The 15,935-nt window shown below is 71.2% G+C and carries 1 protein-coding gene (cut by a window edge); it reads right to left on the bottom strand.

Features of this window, described 5'->3' with window-relative positions; genetic code table 11:
- Nucleotides 1-15,916, bottom strand: partial view of a helicase-like domain-containing protein gene (locus ACZ7MY_RS35955; RefSeq protein WP_499608601.1) — the 5' portion only. 11,426 nt of this gene lie to the left of the window's left edge; 15,916 of the gene's 27,342 nt are visible here — the first part of the coding sequence; its start codon is at nt 15,914-15,916; its stop codon lies beyond the left edge, outside the window.
- Nucleotides 15,917-15,935 lie beyond the last annotated feature (19 nt).

Genomic DNA, 15,935 nt, shown 5'->3' with positions numbered 1-15,935 from the left:
GCTTCTCGTACAGGTTGACCATCGACTCAAGGCGCTGGTACTCCGGGCGGCCCTCCAGAGCCGCCTTGAAGTCGTCCCACTCCATGCCGTTGAAGCGCCGCAGCTCCGGGTGGCCGGTCTTGCGGCCGCCACGAAGGGCCTTGAGGGCGTTGTAGTAGTCGGACAGGAAGCCCAGACCGCCCGAGACCGAGACCGTGCGGCCCGCGCGGACCGCGTTGAGCGCGGACAGGGCGATGCCCTTGTTCGTCTGCGCGATGATCATGGTGGCGTCGGCCTCGCTCACCTCCCCGACCTCGGACTTCTTCCGGTCCCAGCCGCGCAGCCGCATCCGCGTGCCCAGCAGTCGCAGGAACCTGTTGCCGATCCCGGCGACAGCCGGGCCGAAGCGGAACGACTGGGTGAGGGTCGCCTTGGCGTCCGCGGGGATCCGGCCGAGCGCGTCCGCCGCACCCCGGAAGCCGTAGATGGCCTGGTTGGAGTCACCGACCGCCACGACCTGCACTCCGGCGTCGATGGCGGCGCGCACGACGCCTTCCATGACCGGGTTGACGTCCTGCGCCTCGTCCCAGAACAGCACGTCGGCGTCGAGCTTGAAGCCGCCCTGCGCCCACAGCTTCACCACGTGGTCCTGGTCGACGGGCAGGTCCGTCTGCGCGTTGCCGCGCTCCGGGTCGGAGATGTTCGCCCACATGCGGTCGGCGAGCGGCTTGACCGCGTTGAAGATCCGCCGCGTCTGTGCCGGGTCGGTCGATGCGCCCTTGAGGTGCTGCGGGCCGAGTTCGTCGTCCGCGGACTGCGCCCACTTGCGGAGCATCCGCGAGGCGAACATCGCGGCCCGGGCGGGCGTGATCTGCTCATTGCCCGCACGGACTGTGTCCGCCCAGCCCATGCGGTCGGCGATCTCCTGGTCCGACAGTTCGTAGAACTTGTTCGGGTCCAGCTCCTCGCCGGCCTTGGGCTTCTTGGCCGGGTTCCGGGCGAGCAGTCGCTTGTCCACCGCCCGGGAGGCGTAGGAGTTCGCGGTAGACGCGATCAGGTTCGGCGCGTACTCGCCGCGGGCCTGCGCCTCCCGCGCTTCCGATGCGACCGACCGGTTGAAGGCCAGGTACAGGATCCGCTTGCGCGGCATGCGGTGCGACAGCATCTTGAGCGTGGACGACTTGCCGGTACCGGCCAGCGCCATGACGACCATGTTCAGGGCCCGCCGCGCGGCGCCCTCAATGATGATGCGCTGCTCGTCGGTGGGCGGGTACGCCTCGTTCGCCGCGGCCGCGGCCTCGATGCCTGCCCACTCGTCATCCGAGTACGCGCCGGGCTTAGCCTCCGGCAGATCCTCCACCCGCTGGACCAGGCCCTCAGTCTCGGCCTCAGCCAGGCCGTACCCGGACAGCCGGTCACGGACCACGTCACCGCGGTCCGGCTGCTTCACCTTCCCGTTGTCGTCGTACTCCACCGGGCGAACCCAGCGGCGCCGCTCCTCCCACTGGGCGTCCCACTGTCGGCGCTCAAGGCGCAGCCGGTACGCCAGGTCGAGCGGGTCCGTGGCGTCCTCAAGCTCCCTGAGCCGGTCGTCCAGGTCGGCGATCTCGTCGGCGAGCTCGTCGTTGCTCATCTCGCCGACGGGCCGGTCACTGATGTCGAGTCGGCGAGTGGGCTGCGGCGCCTGGGGGGCGGCCGACTGCGGGGCGGGGCGGCCGGCGGGCTCCCCGTCGGACTCCACGGCCTCCCGCACGTTCGCCTTGGGGTCGTAGAAGTGCTGGCGGCCGTTGGTGTCGGTCACCATGACCTTGCCGCGGCCCGTACGCACCACAGCGTCCGGCCCGTCTCCGGCCTGGATCACGTTGCCGTCGGCGTCCACGAACCGGTCGCCGGGCTTGATGTCCGCCGCCCGCCGGTACTCGGGCGCGGCCTCCATCTGGTCCTGGCCCTCGGCGTCGGCGAACATGTCGGGCGTGCCGAAGGCATCCACGGGCTTCTGGGCGATCTGCTCCGGCCGCTGGTCCTTCGGCCTGGCGGGGGCGCCGAACAGGCCACTGTCGGCCGTCTCCGGGGCGGGCTTGGGCTTAACCGGGGCGGCGGGCTTGCGGCCCGCACGACGGTCCCGCTCGGCCTCGAGGACGGCCATGCGGGTCTTGTCCGCGCCGGACAGCTCGCCCTCGGTGAAGCGGCGCTCGTCCATCGCCATCAGCTCGGCGGCGATCTCCTCGTTGGACATCGCCGACGGCGCCTTCGCGGGCGCGGCCGGGGCCTGCGCGGGCTCGGGGCGGGTCTCTTCGCCCTCGGGGTCGCGCAGTTCTGCGCCGTCGCGGACGCGGGCGACGACCGCCGCCGGGTCGATCTGGTACTCGCGGCCGGTGCCGGGCTCGGTCAGCGTCCATTTGCCGTCGTCTTCGACGCGGGCGAACGTGCCCTCGGAGTGGCCGCCGCGGCCGCCGATGACGTTCTGGTACCGCACCTGGTCGCCGGGCTGGAAGTCCGACGCGTTCCAGGCACGGGACAGGCCCAGCCGCTCGGCCTCGGTCTCCGGGGTGGCCGTGGACGCCATGTCCTGCGCGACCTGCTCCGGCGACGGGGCGACCTGCTCACCGGGCTTCGGCTCGGGGGTCAGCTCGTCCGGCCGGAACGACGCCTTGGAGCTGCCGTTGCTGACGGCGACCCTGCCGTTGTCGGTGTCGGCCAGGACGTGCCAGCCGTGCCCGTCGGGGTCGGTGACGGCCTGGCCGAAGGTGAACCGGCCGCCGATCGGCTTCCGTGCGGCGCGCGCCTCCTCGCGGCGGCGCAGCTCCCGCTTCCACAGCTCGTCGCCGCGGGCCTCCATGGCGTCAAGCAGCGCCTGGTCGTCCTCGGGCAGGACGCCGTCGTTCTTCTGCTTGGCACGCTTGAGGTCACCGGCCGCGCGGATCAGGTCCTTGTGCTCGGCCCAGTCGCGGCGCTGCTCCTCCGCGGCCTGGCGCAAGGCCCCGTCGGTGATGCGCAGGTCGTCGGGGTGGTATTCGGTGCGGGTGCCGTCGCGCTCAACGATCACCGACCGGTTGGAGTTGGCGCGGTCGACGGCCTTGCCCGTCCAGCCGTCGGGGGTCATCACGGTCGCATCGCGGGGGATGCGGCCGCCCAGCAGATGCGACGGGCCGAGCTTGCCGTCGCGGGGGCGCAGCAGCGGATCCCAGTCGGGCTCGGGCATCTGCCGGCCCTCTGCCTTGAGGCGCTTGGCCGCGTGGCGGCGCATCATCGGCAGGATCTTGTCCGGGGTGTCGACGCTGCCGATCGAGACGGTGTGCGTGCCCGCCATCGAGTCCGGGTCGGGCATGTACCGCACGCTGTACTTCTTGCGGTCGAAGCCGGGGCTGCGGAAGACGTAGATCGAGCCGTCGGGGAGCTGCACGTCGTAGTCGCCGTCGAAGCGGCCCGCGTACCCGAGGTAGCTCTCACCGTGCTGGAGGCCGAGCGCCTTCACCATCCCGCTGTACTCGCGCTTGGGGATGAGTGCCGGGCGCTTGTCCAGACCGCCCGGGAGCTGGTCGGCCGGGTACTCGACTTCGCGGCCGCCCACGTCCACGGTGACCTTGGTGGTGGCCCCCGAGTCCAGGTAGGTGATCGTGCCGGTGCCGTCAGGAGTCGTGATCTGGTCGCCGAGCGCGTAGCCGCCAGACCTTGCGGCGGACCCACGACGGTGCTCGCGGAGATACTTGATCTCCTCCGTCACGTCCTCCAGGCGCTGCCGCTTGGCCCGGTCGCTCTGCAGCTCCGGGTCGCGCATCAGGCGGGACTGCTCATCCAGGGCGTCCGTGAGCTTGGCCCACTGGCGGCGGCGGCTCTCGGCCTCCAGCCGGTTGGCCGGGTCGGTGATGGTGACCTTGTCGGGGTGGAACTCGGCCTGGGAGCCGTCGCCGTACTGCACGACAAGGTCGCCCTTGCCGTTGTCGCGGGTGGTGGTGACCGCCTTGCCAGAGCGCCCGTCGGGGCCGGTGACGATCGAACCGAGCGGGAACCGCCCAAGCAGGAACTCGGCCGGGCCGGGCCTGCCGTTCCGCGGCTGCAGCAGGTCGTCTTCGGCGGCCGGCGCCTTCGAGTCCGAGCCAGACTCACCCGGCGCGGGGAGCATGGTCCGCGCCCTTTCGCCCTGGTCCGCGTGGCCGTGCAGCTTCGCCGCCAGGCCCTGCAGCACCTTCTGGCGGCGCCGCCCCTCCGGGGCGGAGGTGTCCACGGCCTCGGCCTCGCGGTCTACCTCCGTGGCGAGACGGCGCATCTCGGCCACGGTGATGTTGCCGTACTTCCGGTCGGCAGCCCGCGCCAACACCGGGTCATCGGACCGGCGCCACACCTTGGACAGGGCGTCGAGCTCATCCTTCTGCCGGGCAGACAGAGCGCTGTACCAGACCTGCAGCCCGGTCATTTCCTCCGGCTTGAGCGGCCCCTGCCGCGGGTTGTCGCTGCTGTGCGCCCTCTTCGAGCCGTCCACGACCTTCTCGGCGGCTTCCGCCATGGCGCGGACCGGACGGCCGTCCCCATTGCTGCCACCGTGCGGGCGCCCGCCGCGCACGTCCTGGCCCCGCCACACGCTGCCGTCGTCGCTGGCGCGGATCCAGCCGAGCACGTTGCCGTCGTCGTCAACGACGGTGCCGTGTCCGGCCTCGCTGTCCACGTCCTTCAACCGCCCGCCAGACGGCAGGGACAGGCCTTCGCTGCCGGTGGCCCGCTCCAGGTCCGCGGCGTCCGTCGCGGCGTCCTTCTCGGCCCGCTCCTGCGCCTTGCGGTCCCGCTCCTGCTGCTTGACGGGCACCTTCGGTTCCGAGCCGGGCAGGCCCAGGTCGCGCACCTCGTGCACGGCGTAGCCGCCGGTCGCGTTCGTGCCGGGCCCGTGGTTCACCACGGCGGTGTCGCCGTCGATGCTGTGGATCCGGCCGGGGCCGTGCGGGGTCATGACCTCGTCGCCGACCTTGAAGCCCGGCGCCTGCGTGGTGCCGGCGTCCGGCGCGGTGCTGGGGGCCTCGCCGACAGCCGCGCCGTACTGGAACTCTTCGTGCGGGAAGTCCATGTCTTCGGCGCGGGCGATGCGCTGCACCGAGCCGTCGACCGGGATGGACATGAGGTTCGTCTCGGGGCCGTCCGCGTACGGGGTCGCGCCGATCTGGAAGCGCCACACGCGCACCTTCTGGCCGTCCACGGACGCGGTGACCCGCTTCGGCTTGCCGATCACGTAGCCGGTGATGTCGTCATTGCGCGGGTACGGGTAGCTGGCCCGCCCGACGGCGCGCACCAGGTCGCCGGACTGCAGGTCGGGGCCTCCGACCCGCTGGGCGCGGTCCAGCGCGCCCGCCTGGAGCAGTTCGTTCTTCGCCTTGATGGCGGCGCGGTACTGGGCTTCCTTGTGGTGCAGCGCCCGCGGGTCCTCCGGCCGCAGGGTGTCCAGCATCCTCGCCAGGCTCCTGGCGTAGCGGTCGGGCCGAGCGGTGTTGTTGCCCACGCGGTAGCGGCTGGCGAGCCACGTCAGCTCGTCGTAGGCGTGCGCGACGTCGTCGGCAACGTTGCCGCTCGCGGTGCGGCCTTCCTGCAGGCCCTTGAGGAGACCACCCAGAGCGTCGAAGCGGTGCTGCTCCTGCGGCGTGAAGTTCTGCCCGTCCAGGCTGGTCGGCCAGTTGACCCGGTTGCTGACCTCGATGTCGTGGGCGAGCTCGGGGTGGACCTGGGCGAGGTCCATGGGGCCGTCCTGCTGCGCGCGATACGCCAGCTCCGCGATGGCGGCCTCACGGCTGGTGAACCGCGGCTGGTCGTGGATGGTCGTGAACGGGACCTCGATCTCCCAGACCGGCGGGTACTTGTGCTTGTCCTCCCGCATGGCCGTGAAGCGCGAGTAGTCGTTGATGTCGTGGAGCGTGCCGATCAGACGGCCCTGGTACCAGGCCTGTTCCGGGCCCGCGTAGTTCCACATCCGCGGCATGACGGTGGGCTGCGCGGCCAGATCGCGCATGCGCTCCTCGCCGCCGAACCGGCGAGCGGCGTTCGCGTCGCTGACGGCGTACTGCTCGGCCTCGCCGCCCTTGTACGGTGCCAGCTCGTCGCGGCGGTCACGGGGGCCGCCAGAGGGCGCCTCGGGGGCACGCTCGGGGGAAGTCTGCTGCTCCTCCGGATCCGCGATCGACTCCATGTCCTTCTGGACCTGGCCCGGGGACATCGTGACTGTTTCGTCCGGGGTGACGTCCGGCTTGGGCGCCTCCGGCTCCGGGCGGTCGCTCAGCTCGGCTGCAGCCTCGTTGACGCGCTTGGCGTAGCTGTTGTAGGCGCGCCTCTCAGACTCGGTGGCGTCCCCTTCGCCCAGAACCCAGGAGAGTTCGAGCATGTCGTGATGCAGGTCGACCGGCCCGGTTACCTTGAGCGCGCCGTTGCCAGCCTTCTTGGCCTCCCGGAAGCCCTTCTGGATGTCGGGGTCCGTCGAGGCACCCGTCCCCTCCTCGTTGAGGAAGTCAACGAGCACGGCGGGCACGGTGACGGTGACGAACCGCTCCGGCCGGCTCCAGTCGTGGATCAGGGCGTCGTCGTTCGTCTGGGCCTGCGGGGCCGTATAACCGGCTTCATCGTTGCCGTCCCCGGCGGCGGGGGTGACGCCGTTGTTCGCGTCGTCGTTGAGGGCGTCCAGGTCGGACTGCACCTTCGCGGGGGTGAGCTCGTCCCGCTCGGCGGGCTTCGGCCGCGTCTGGGCGTTGGACTCGGGGGTGGTGCCGGCGTCGTCGTTGCCGCCGTCGGGGGTGCCGGTGGTGCGCGGGGTGCGCGGGGGCCGGCTGCCGCCGCCGGATTCGCCGGAGGCCTGCGGGCGCGGCTCGGCGGGGGTGCTATCGGGCGTGGTCTCGTCGTCGTCCAGGGCGTTGATCTCGTCCTGCACCTTGGAGGAGTCCAGGACGATGCGGTCACCGTTGGTCTTGCTGCGACGGCCAGAGAGCTGACGGGCGCGGGCCCGCTCCTCCTTCTCCTTCGCGCGGCGTTCCTTCTTCGCCACGGCGTCCGGCCACACGATGCGGGTGGCGCCCTTGTCGTCGCTCTCCACGACGGGCGGGGCGGGCGTGCGCGGCGTCAGGTCGGTGTCCTGCGCGACGGCCGGGTCGTCGGCGTCCTCTTCGTTCTCGCCCGCACGGACACGCGCGTCCTTGAGCTGCGCCTCAAGGCTGCGCAGGCGCTCCAGCTTGGCCTTGCGGGCTTCCTCGGTGGTGGTGTCCTTGCCCTGCTCGCGGATGAGGGCGTTGACGAGGTTGTACCGCTCGCGGGCGGACTCGAGATCGGCCTCCTGCTCGAAGGGCTTGCCGATCCGCTCCCGGGCCTGGCTGGCGGTCTGCCCCTCGGTGCGGAGCATGCTCTCGGTGTTGCGGATCCGGCCCTCGATGCCGTTGACGCCCTCTTCGATGCGGCGCACCAACACCGGGTTGTTGATCTGGCCGAGCGTGTAGCCGTTGCGGCTGCCGGGCACGTCGGGCAGCTCGACGTCCACGACGTGCTGCACGCTGCCGTTGGCGAACGACACCCGGAACTTCATGGTGACGTCCAGGCCGCCGACCTGGCCGACCTTTACGGCCGGGTGGTCATTGCGGTACGGGTCGCGCTTGCCCTCGGTGAAGACGTCCTGAGCCTCGGCGACGAGCGCGGCCAGGGCGTCCTTGCGGTCGGTGATGTCCTTGCCGCCGATGGAGGCGTTGAAGTCGTCGCCGCGGGTCGACTTGCGCTTGGCGAGTGCCGCCTGCCAGGTCTGCATGTGGCCCTGGGCGACGGACTGCAGGCTCTCGAACGCCTTGACGGTGTTCTTGTAGCCCTCCTGGGCCCGCATGTAGGCCTTGGCCTTGCGCTCCAGGGTGCCGAGCGAGGCCTTGAGGGTGGCCTTCTCCAGCAGGTACGGGTTGCCGGTGGCCAGGGCGGTGACCTGGTCAGCGTTGAACACGCCGTCGGGGATGTCCTCCACCGTGCGGTCGGTGAGGTTGCCCTTCATGAGCTGCCGGATGAACTTGGCCTTCCGGGCCACGGTCTGCCAGGAGAACCCGTCGAAGGACTGTTCGGTGACGTACTGGTAGATCGCCACCGCCGGGTTCACGTTGCCCTGGCGGATGATGCGGCCGTTGCGCTGCTCCAGGTCCGCCGGCCGCCACGGGCAATCCAGGTGGTGCAGCGCCGTCGCGCGGAGCTGCACGTTGGTGCCGGTGCCCATTTTGGTGGTGGAGCCGACGAGGACGGCGATCTTGCCGGTGCGGGCGTCGTGGAACAGGCGCGCCTTCTCGGCGTCGTTCTTCGCCTCGTGGATGAACCTGATCTTCTCGGCGGGGATGCCTCGGGCTATGAGCTGGGCCTTGAGCTCCTCGTACGCGGGGAACTGGCCCTGCTCCATCTCCTCCACGGAGGTGGGGCCGTCGGCGCCCTTCTTGGGCTTCTTCTTCCGGGATGGGTCCTTGGGGGTACCCATGTCCATGAAGACGATCTGCAGGCCGCCGCGCGTCGGGTGCGGGGTGCTGTCCTTCGCGCTGACCGGGTACTGGGTGTCCTTGGTCTGCTCGTGGATCTTGGCAATCTGGTCGGCGGCCGCCGACAGCTTGTTGCCCGCCTCTTCCAGGCCGACCATGCGCGGGTCCAGCGACACCTTCCGGCCGTCGCTGGAGATCTTGAGCATGTTGTCCTCGGTGGGATCGACATGTCCGCCCTTGACGTCCCGGGCGCGCCGCTCCAACTCGCTCTGGTAGTCGAGCTGGGCCTGCGTCGGCTCCACGGTGATGGTGATGGCCTTGCCGCCCACCACGTCCGGGGTGTCGACGTAGTCCGCCAGGTCGTCGGAGTCCTTGACGTCCGCGACGGTCTTCCAGATGCGCAGCAGCTCGGGCATGTTCCGGAACGCCGCGAAGCGGGCGACCTCGCGGAACCCGGAGCCGTCGGGGGCGAGCTCCGACCCGGTGACGATCTTGCCGAAGGTCGACGCGAACTCGTCAAAGTCGCGGACCCGGGCGGCCTCCAGCAGGTCCGGCCGCAGGTAGCGCAGCATGGTGTGCGCTTCGGTGACGGAGTTGGAGATCGGGGTGGCGGTGGCGAAGGTGACCACGCGGCCGGACTTCGTCTTGCCCCGCAGGTACTCCAGCTTCATGTCCAGGTCGGAAGCCCTGTTGGAGCCTTCGATGCCTGCGCCGGGGATGGAGCTGTTGGTGGCAAGGTTCTTGTAGTGGTGGGCCTCGTCCACCACCACGTAGTCGATGCCGGTGTCCTCGAACGACAGTCCGGCCTTGTCCTTGCTGGCCCCGGTCTTCCTCTCGATCTTCGCCCGGAGCTTCTTGATCCGGTTCTCGATCTCCTTGACCATGCGGGTGTCGGACTTGTTGCGGCCGCGGCCGTCGGCGTCCTCCGCCGCCTTCTGCCGAGCCATGGCCCGCTCAAGGGACTCGATCTCGCGCTCCATGTAGGCGCGCTGAGCCTCCGGACGCATGTCGATCGACTCGAACGCGGTCTGCGTCATGATGATCGCGTCGTAGTCGCCCGTGGCGGTGCGGGAGACGAACTGCCGGCGCTTGCGGCCCGCCAGGTCGTCCGACCCGGCTGCCAGCAGCTTCGCCTCGGGGTAGATCTCCTGGAACTCGTCCCGGAACTGCTGCAGCATGTGCCCGGGCACGACGATCACGGGCTTGTTGACCAGGCCCAGGCGGCGGAGCTCCATGACGCCCATGGCCATTTCGGCCGTTTTGCCCGCGCCGACCTCGTGCGCCAGGAGCGCCGCGGGCTCGTTGACCATGCGGGCGACGGCCGCGTGCTGGTGGGCGTGGGGCTTGAAGTGCTCGACCAGGCCGGGCAGGGTGCGGCGCTGGCCGTCGTAGGAGCGCAGCGCCAGGTTGTTGTGGGTGTCGTTGTAGAGCTTGGCGACCTGCGCGGATCGGGCGGCGTCCTGGAACAGCCAGTCCTGGAACCGCTCGCGCATCTCCTCGGCCTTGTCCTGCGCGAGCTGGGTGGCCTCAGCGTCGACGTAGGAGTTGCCGTCTTCGTCCTTGCGGCGGACCTGGATGCGGCCGTTGGTGAGGATGGCTTCGGCGAGCTTGACCGCGTCGTAGTCGTCGGTGCCCCACAGCGAGGTGGCGCGGTCGCTGCGCTTGACGCGGTCGGGCGCCTCCACCTTCCACATGGAGCTGCCCTGGTAGTCGACCTTGACCTGGTTGCCGAGGATCGACTGCAGGAACTGCTCGACGGGCTCCTTGCCGAGCCAGGAGGCGCCCATGGCGGCGTCGATCTCGCCGGGGGAGATGTCCGGCGGGATGACGTCTTCCAGGTGCCGGACGTTGACCTCGAACTCGGGGTCGTCGGCGGCCTTGGCGCGGGCGTCGTTGAGCTTCTGGCGGACGTTGCCGGACAGGTAGTCGGCGGCCGGCACCAGGTCGGGGCCGCCGTGGTCCTGGAAGACCAGCGGCATCTCTTCGCCGGTCTCGGGGTCGGTGGAGCGGGCGGCGAGCAGCTGCCGGCGGGCGTCCTCGGGGGTGGTGCGCAGGGCCCGGGCGACGTCGTCCACGTCCAGGTGGCCGTGCGTCTCCAGGGACAGCACAAGCGCGTCTTCGGGGGTGTCGGCGTGCTCGGCGATGGCGCGGTGCCGCCCCTGCCGCTTGGTGAAGATCGCGGCGGGGGTGGTGGTCTTGGTGTTCTCGTCGTAGCTGTCCAGGCCAAGGACGACCGCCATGGTGGGGTCCTTGGTGAGCAGCCCGCCCATCGGCGGCCGCTTACGGAAGGCCTTCTTGATGCTCTCGCCGGTCTCGGGGTCGGTGGCCTTGCGGTCGGACCACTCGAAGCGGTTCAGCGACCCGAACTTGCCGTGGTACGCCTGATACGCGTCATTGAGGACGTGGCGGAGCCGTTCGACCTCGGCGTCGGCGACGGCCGGGTTGTTCTCCGCGCGCACCAGGTCCTTCATGGCGTCGCGCAGGCCGACGAGCTGCCGGGCCTCCTCGAACTGCGTCTTCGGGACGTTGTACGGGAGCACCTGGCCGTCACGGACCTGCGTGAACGTGCCGTCGGCCTCGAACTGCACGTGCCCGTCTTGGCGGTCGGAGCCGGGCTCCAGCAGCCGCGGCTTGACGCGGGTCGCGGAGTCCGGGCGGTACGCCAGGCCGTCGGCCTTCGCGTCGCTGGCGATGTGCCCCAGGACGCGGTGCAGGTCGGGGGCGGCGTTCCGGTTGCCGTCCACGTTCAGGTCGCTGGGCCCGTACATGCCGTGGCCCACGGACATCTCGCCGAGCACCCGTTCCGGGTTGACCAGGAAGTACGGGTTGACGTGGACCTTCGGGGCCTTGGGGTCGTCGGCCTGCTCGGGGTCCTGCCCGGGCAGGTCGGTGACGCGTGCGGTGTGGACCCACATCGGCGGGTCGTCGGCCTTGCGCTCGGTGAGGGGCTTCACCGCGCCCGTGCGGTCGCGGCCGGAGGTGAACTCCTTGTCCTTGTCGCGGCGCCGGAACACGAGGAGGTCAGTGACCACGTCGGTGCCCGCGGTGCGGCGGTGCGCGCCGCCCGGCAGACGCACCGCGCCCACCAGCTCACCCTTGGAGGCCATCTCCATGCGGGCGTCCTCGGCCCGCGCGCCGCTGCCGTCCATGGTGAAGCGGCTGGTGATGACGGCGACCAGACCGCCGGGGCGGGTCAGGTCCAGCGACTTGAGGATGAAGTGGTTGTGGATGTTGTGGTTGCCCTTGTTGTGCCGGAAGTCCACTTCCTGGTAGTCGCCGAAGGGGACGTTGCCGACCGTGGCGTCGAACATCCCGTCGGGCAGGCGGGTGTCCTTGAAGTTCTCCGCGCGGATGTCCGCGTGCGGGTACAGGGCCTTGGTGATACCGGCGGTGATCGGGTCGAGCTCGACGCCCGTGACGTGCACGCCGTCGGGGGCGTGGCCGATGAAGTTTCCGGAGCCGGCGCCCGGCTCCAGCACCTCGCCACCGTCGAAGCCGAGCTGACGCAGGCCGTCCCAGATGGCCTGAGCCATCGCCGGGTCGGTGTAGTGCGCGTTGAGGGCGTTGCCCTTCGCGGCCGCCCACTCGTCATCCGACAGCAGCTCGCGCAGCTTGTCGTGCAGGGCCGTGAACTCGTGCGACGGGTTGTCGGCGAAGATGTGCGGGACGGCGCCCCACCCGGACCAGCGGGCGAGGATGGCCTGCTCCTCGTGGGTGGCGGGGCGGTTCTCCGCCTCCAGGCGGCGCAGCACCTCGATGGCGGCCACGTTCGCCTTGGCACGGGCCAGGACCGTGGACGGGACCAGCACGGACCCGTCGGCAGGAGGCTCCCACGACGGGGCAAGGGCCTCCTGCTCGGGGGTGCCGAAAGTTACAGCTCCAGGGCCAGACTGGGCAGAGTCGGGTACGCGGGCATGTCCAGATCCTCCGTCCCGGGCTCCTTCTCCCGGTCGTACACCGTCTCCTGCAGCACCTTCTCCCGCGCCCTGTACCGGGCGGCGTTCATCTCCCCGATCCGATCCCGGAAGTCCTGCCCCGGCGTCCCCTGCGGCGTCAGATCCAGCGCGTCCTCCGCGATCTGCTCCTCGATCTCCTGCCCCAGAGCCGTGAAGAACGCTTCCGGATCGGGCAGTGCCGCTGTCGCCTGCGGCCGGTACGTCGTCCAGTACGCCTTCGCCAGGGCGCCGTACGGATTCATCGGTGGTCCTCTCGGGGGTGGTGGGCGCGGCCGGCGTCACCGTACCTGTGCGCGCTGACTGCACCGCGCTCGCGGCGTTGCGGTCGCCGTTGCCGTCGGTCTCGGTGGCCTTCGCGGCCTTGGCGGCGGCGTGGGCCGCGCGGGCCGCGGTGTTGGCGTCCTGGGACGCCTCCATGCGGTCGACGTGCTCGCGGACCTGGCGCTCGAATTCCTCCAGGTGCGGCCGGTCGCGGCGGTACCCGTCAAGGCCCGGCTGCTTGTCCAGCTTCGCCAGGGAGGCGCGGGCGGCGTCGTCCAGGGCGCGGTAGGCCTGGATGCGCTCGGCCATCGTGCGGTGGTGCCGGTTCGTCGCGGCGTCCACGGCGTCGCGCAGGGCCGGGGCCTCGGGGTGCCCGCCGATGAACATGTTGTCGCGGGTGGGCGTGTGGTCCCACGCGGGCCATGCGTCCTTGATGGCCTGCTCGGCGGCGTCCATCTGCGCGTGGGTCTGGGCAAGCCCGGCGTTCGTCGTGGGGTCGCCGTACACCGCCGGCCGGTCGCCGTCCGCCTTCGGCGCAGGGGTCTCGCGCTGCAGCTTGCGGCCGTCGAGCATGGCCTGTCCGGCGTCCTCGGCCAGGTTGTCCAGGACGTGAGGGGCGTTCCAGTTGAAGGCGCGCCCGTCGGCGTCGCGGTAGTCCTCCAGCTCGTTCGCGCGGGCCAGGGCGGCGGCCTTGTCCGGGAACGGCTTGCCGATCTGCTGGCCGGTGCCAGCGTGCCGCACGTACCAGACGTCGTGGTCCTTCTTGACGACCAGCGAGCCGCCCTTGGACATCTGCCCGTTGCTGATCAGGCCCTTGGCCCAGACGCGGGCCTCCCGGCGGGTCTGCTCGGCGGCGCGGTCGTTGGTCGACCACGCGTCCGGGTTGTCCTGCCAGTGGGCCTGGACCTGCTGCAGAGAGGTGAACCGGCGCGGCTGCTCCTGCCCGGACGGCAGCCACGCCTCGCCCGACGCAGGGGCGGCCCGCAGTGCCTCCCGCTCCGCGGCGTGCGCGGCCCGGGAGGCTGCAAGCTCCTCCTCCGAGGGGTTCCAGTAGGAAGTGTTGGACCTGTCGTAGGCCTTCTCGCCTTCGGGGCTGCGAAGGCGGTCCTCGAGGAACGGCGCGTCCCAGTTGAAGGCGCGGCCGTCGCTGTGACGGGTGTCCTCCTCCACACGCTTGGCCCACTTGAGGGCTTCGCGCTTGCTGTCCCAGGACAGCACGGACACGGTGTCGCCGGTTCCGGCGTACGCCACGCGCCATTCGCGGCCGGACTGGTAGATCACGAACCGGCCGTGCGCGGAGAGCTGCGCGTTGTCGGGCAGGCGCTCGGCGAGCGCGGCGGCCTGGCTCTCCTGGAGCTGGCGCACCTCGGGGGTCTGCTTGGCGGTGGGCTGGTCGGGGTTGTTGGCCCAGTGCTCGCGGACCTGGTCGACGGTGTTGAAGCGGCGGGGCTGGTCGGCGATGGACTGGCCGGCGGGCAGCCAGTCGTCGCCGGAGGGCGCCGGGACGGCCGCCGGGGCCGTGGGGGTGAGCTCGGGCTGTTCCGCCTGCGGGGCGGCCTGCTGCGGCTGCGGGGCGGGCTCCGGGGTGTCCTGGTGCTTGCGGCCGCGCTCGATGGCCTTGTCGATGCCGTCACGGCCGTTGGCCATGTCCAGCCGGTCGCCGACGTGCTTGGCGTTCCAGTCGATGAGGTTGCCGCGGGTGTCGCGGGCGTCCTCCAGCTCGTCCGCCCACGCCAGGGCGTCGCCGCTGTTGGAGAACCCCGCGGTGTCGTTCATGATCAGCCCGGAGCCGCTGTGGTACACGTACCACTTCGACTTTCCGGAGCGGGTGACCAGGAAGTTGCCGTTCTTGGAGACCGCTGCGGTGCGCGCGATCTCGGTACGGCTGTCGGCCGAGTAGGTGGCCAGCCGGACCTGGCGCTTTTCCGTCGCGGTGGCGCCCCGGACGGGGACGCCGTTGTGGGTGCGCGGCGGGCGGGCCCACACCTCGTCGCGGCCGCGCGCCCAGTGCGCGGTGACGTCCTTGACGGTGTGGAACTTCCGCGCGGGGGCGGGACGCGCCGGGGCGGGGGCGGGCTTGGCGGCCGCGCGGGCGGCAGCCTCCACCTTCGCGGACGGCGCGCCGGAGTTGGCGCGGTCGCGCTGGTAGTCGTCCAGCGGGTAGTCGACGCGGACAACCTCGAAGCCGTCGCCGATGGAGTTGTCGATGACGTTGGCTTCAAAGCCGTCGTCCATCGTGATCTTCGTGCGGCCGTCGGGGAGCTTCTCCGCGGCGGTGACCCGGCGGGTGAACCATCCGCCGTCGTTGTCGATGCCGCCGAACGCGAGGTACTCGCCTTCCTTCACGTCGCGGGCGCGGGAGTGCCGGTAGCCGGGCTGGGACTTCGCGGAGCCGGTCGGCCGGCCCCGGTGCACGGGCGCGTCGGCGGCGGCCGGGGCGACCAGGGACGTGCGGGCGCGGCGGCGCGCGGCGGGCGTGTCCAGCACCGCGGCGAGCTCCTTGAGACCGAACGCCGGGGTGGGCAGCCATCCCTGCTGGTCGTGGAAGGACTGCTTCTCCAGGTTCTCGGCGGCCGCGCGGGCTTCGGGCTTGGAGTCGAACCAATCGCGCTGACGGCGGCCGGTGGCGGCCTCGAACACGTGCCACCGGTCGCCGATCTTGCCGATGATGTGGCGGCCGGACGGGGTGAGCTGTGCGGAGTCCAGGGCGTTGGCGACGTCCTTGGCCTGCTTCGCGCGCTCGCTCGCGGTGACGTCGCGCTCGGGCGATGCGGCGAGGGCCTGGACGCGGCCGTTGCGCCAGTCGTTCAGGACGCCGATGACGCTCGGCTTGTCGTCCGGGATGGGCTCCGGCTCGTCCTCGTCGCCGTGGGTGTGGGCGCGGGGGGTGACGCCCGCGTGGCCGGTGTCAGGGCGGTCGACGCCGTCGCCACGGCTCGGGTCGCCCTTGCGGAGCTCGTCCTCGTCCTGAACCTTCTTCTGGCTCTTGGTGGGGCGGGAGCCGTCGGGGCGGGCCACCATGGTGAGCCGGTTGGCGTACATCCGTTCGTGGACGCCGTTGTCCAGGCGCTCCACTTCGACCATGTCGGTGCTCAGCGCGCGCACGACGCGGGCGAGGCCTCCGCCCCACAGGCGGGCAATGCCGCCCGTCTCGACAAAGCGGCCGCGGGAGTCACGGGGGTGCAGGGCCGGGTTCCACGCCCTGCGGGTGATCTTCGACTCGAAGGCGGCGGGGGTGGCGGCGGAGCGGCGGCGGAGCGACATGCCGCGCACCATCGAGCGC

Source organism: Streptomyces sp. NPDC111520 (assembly GCF_055635295.1).
Note: the sequence above shows the minus strand (reverse complement) of the source record. Positions and strands in the feature narration are given on the sequence as shown.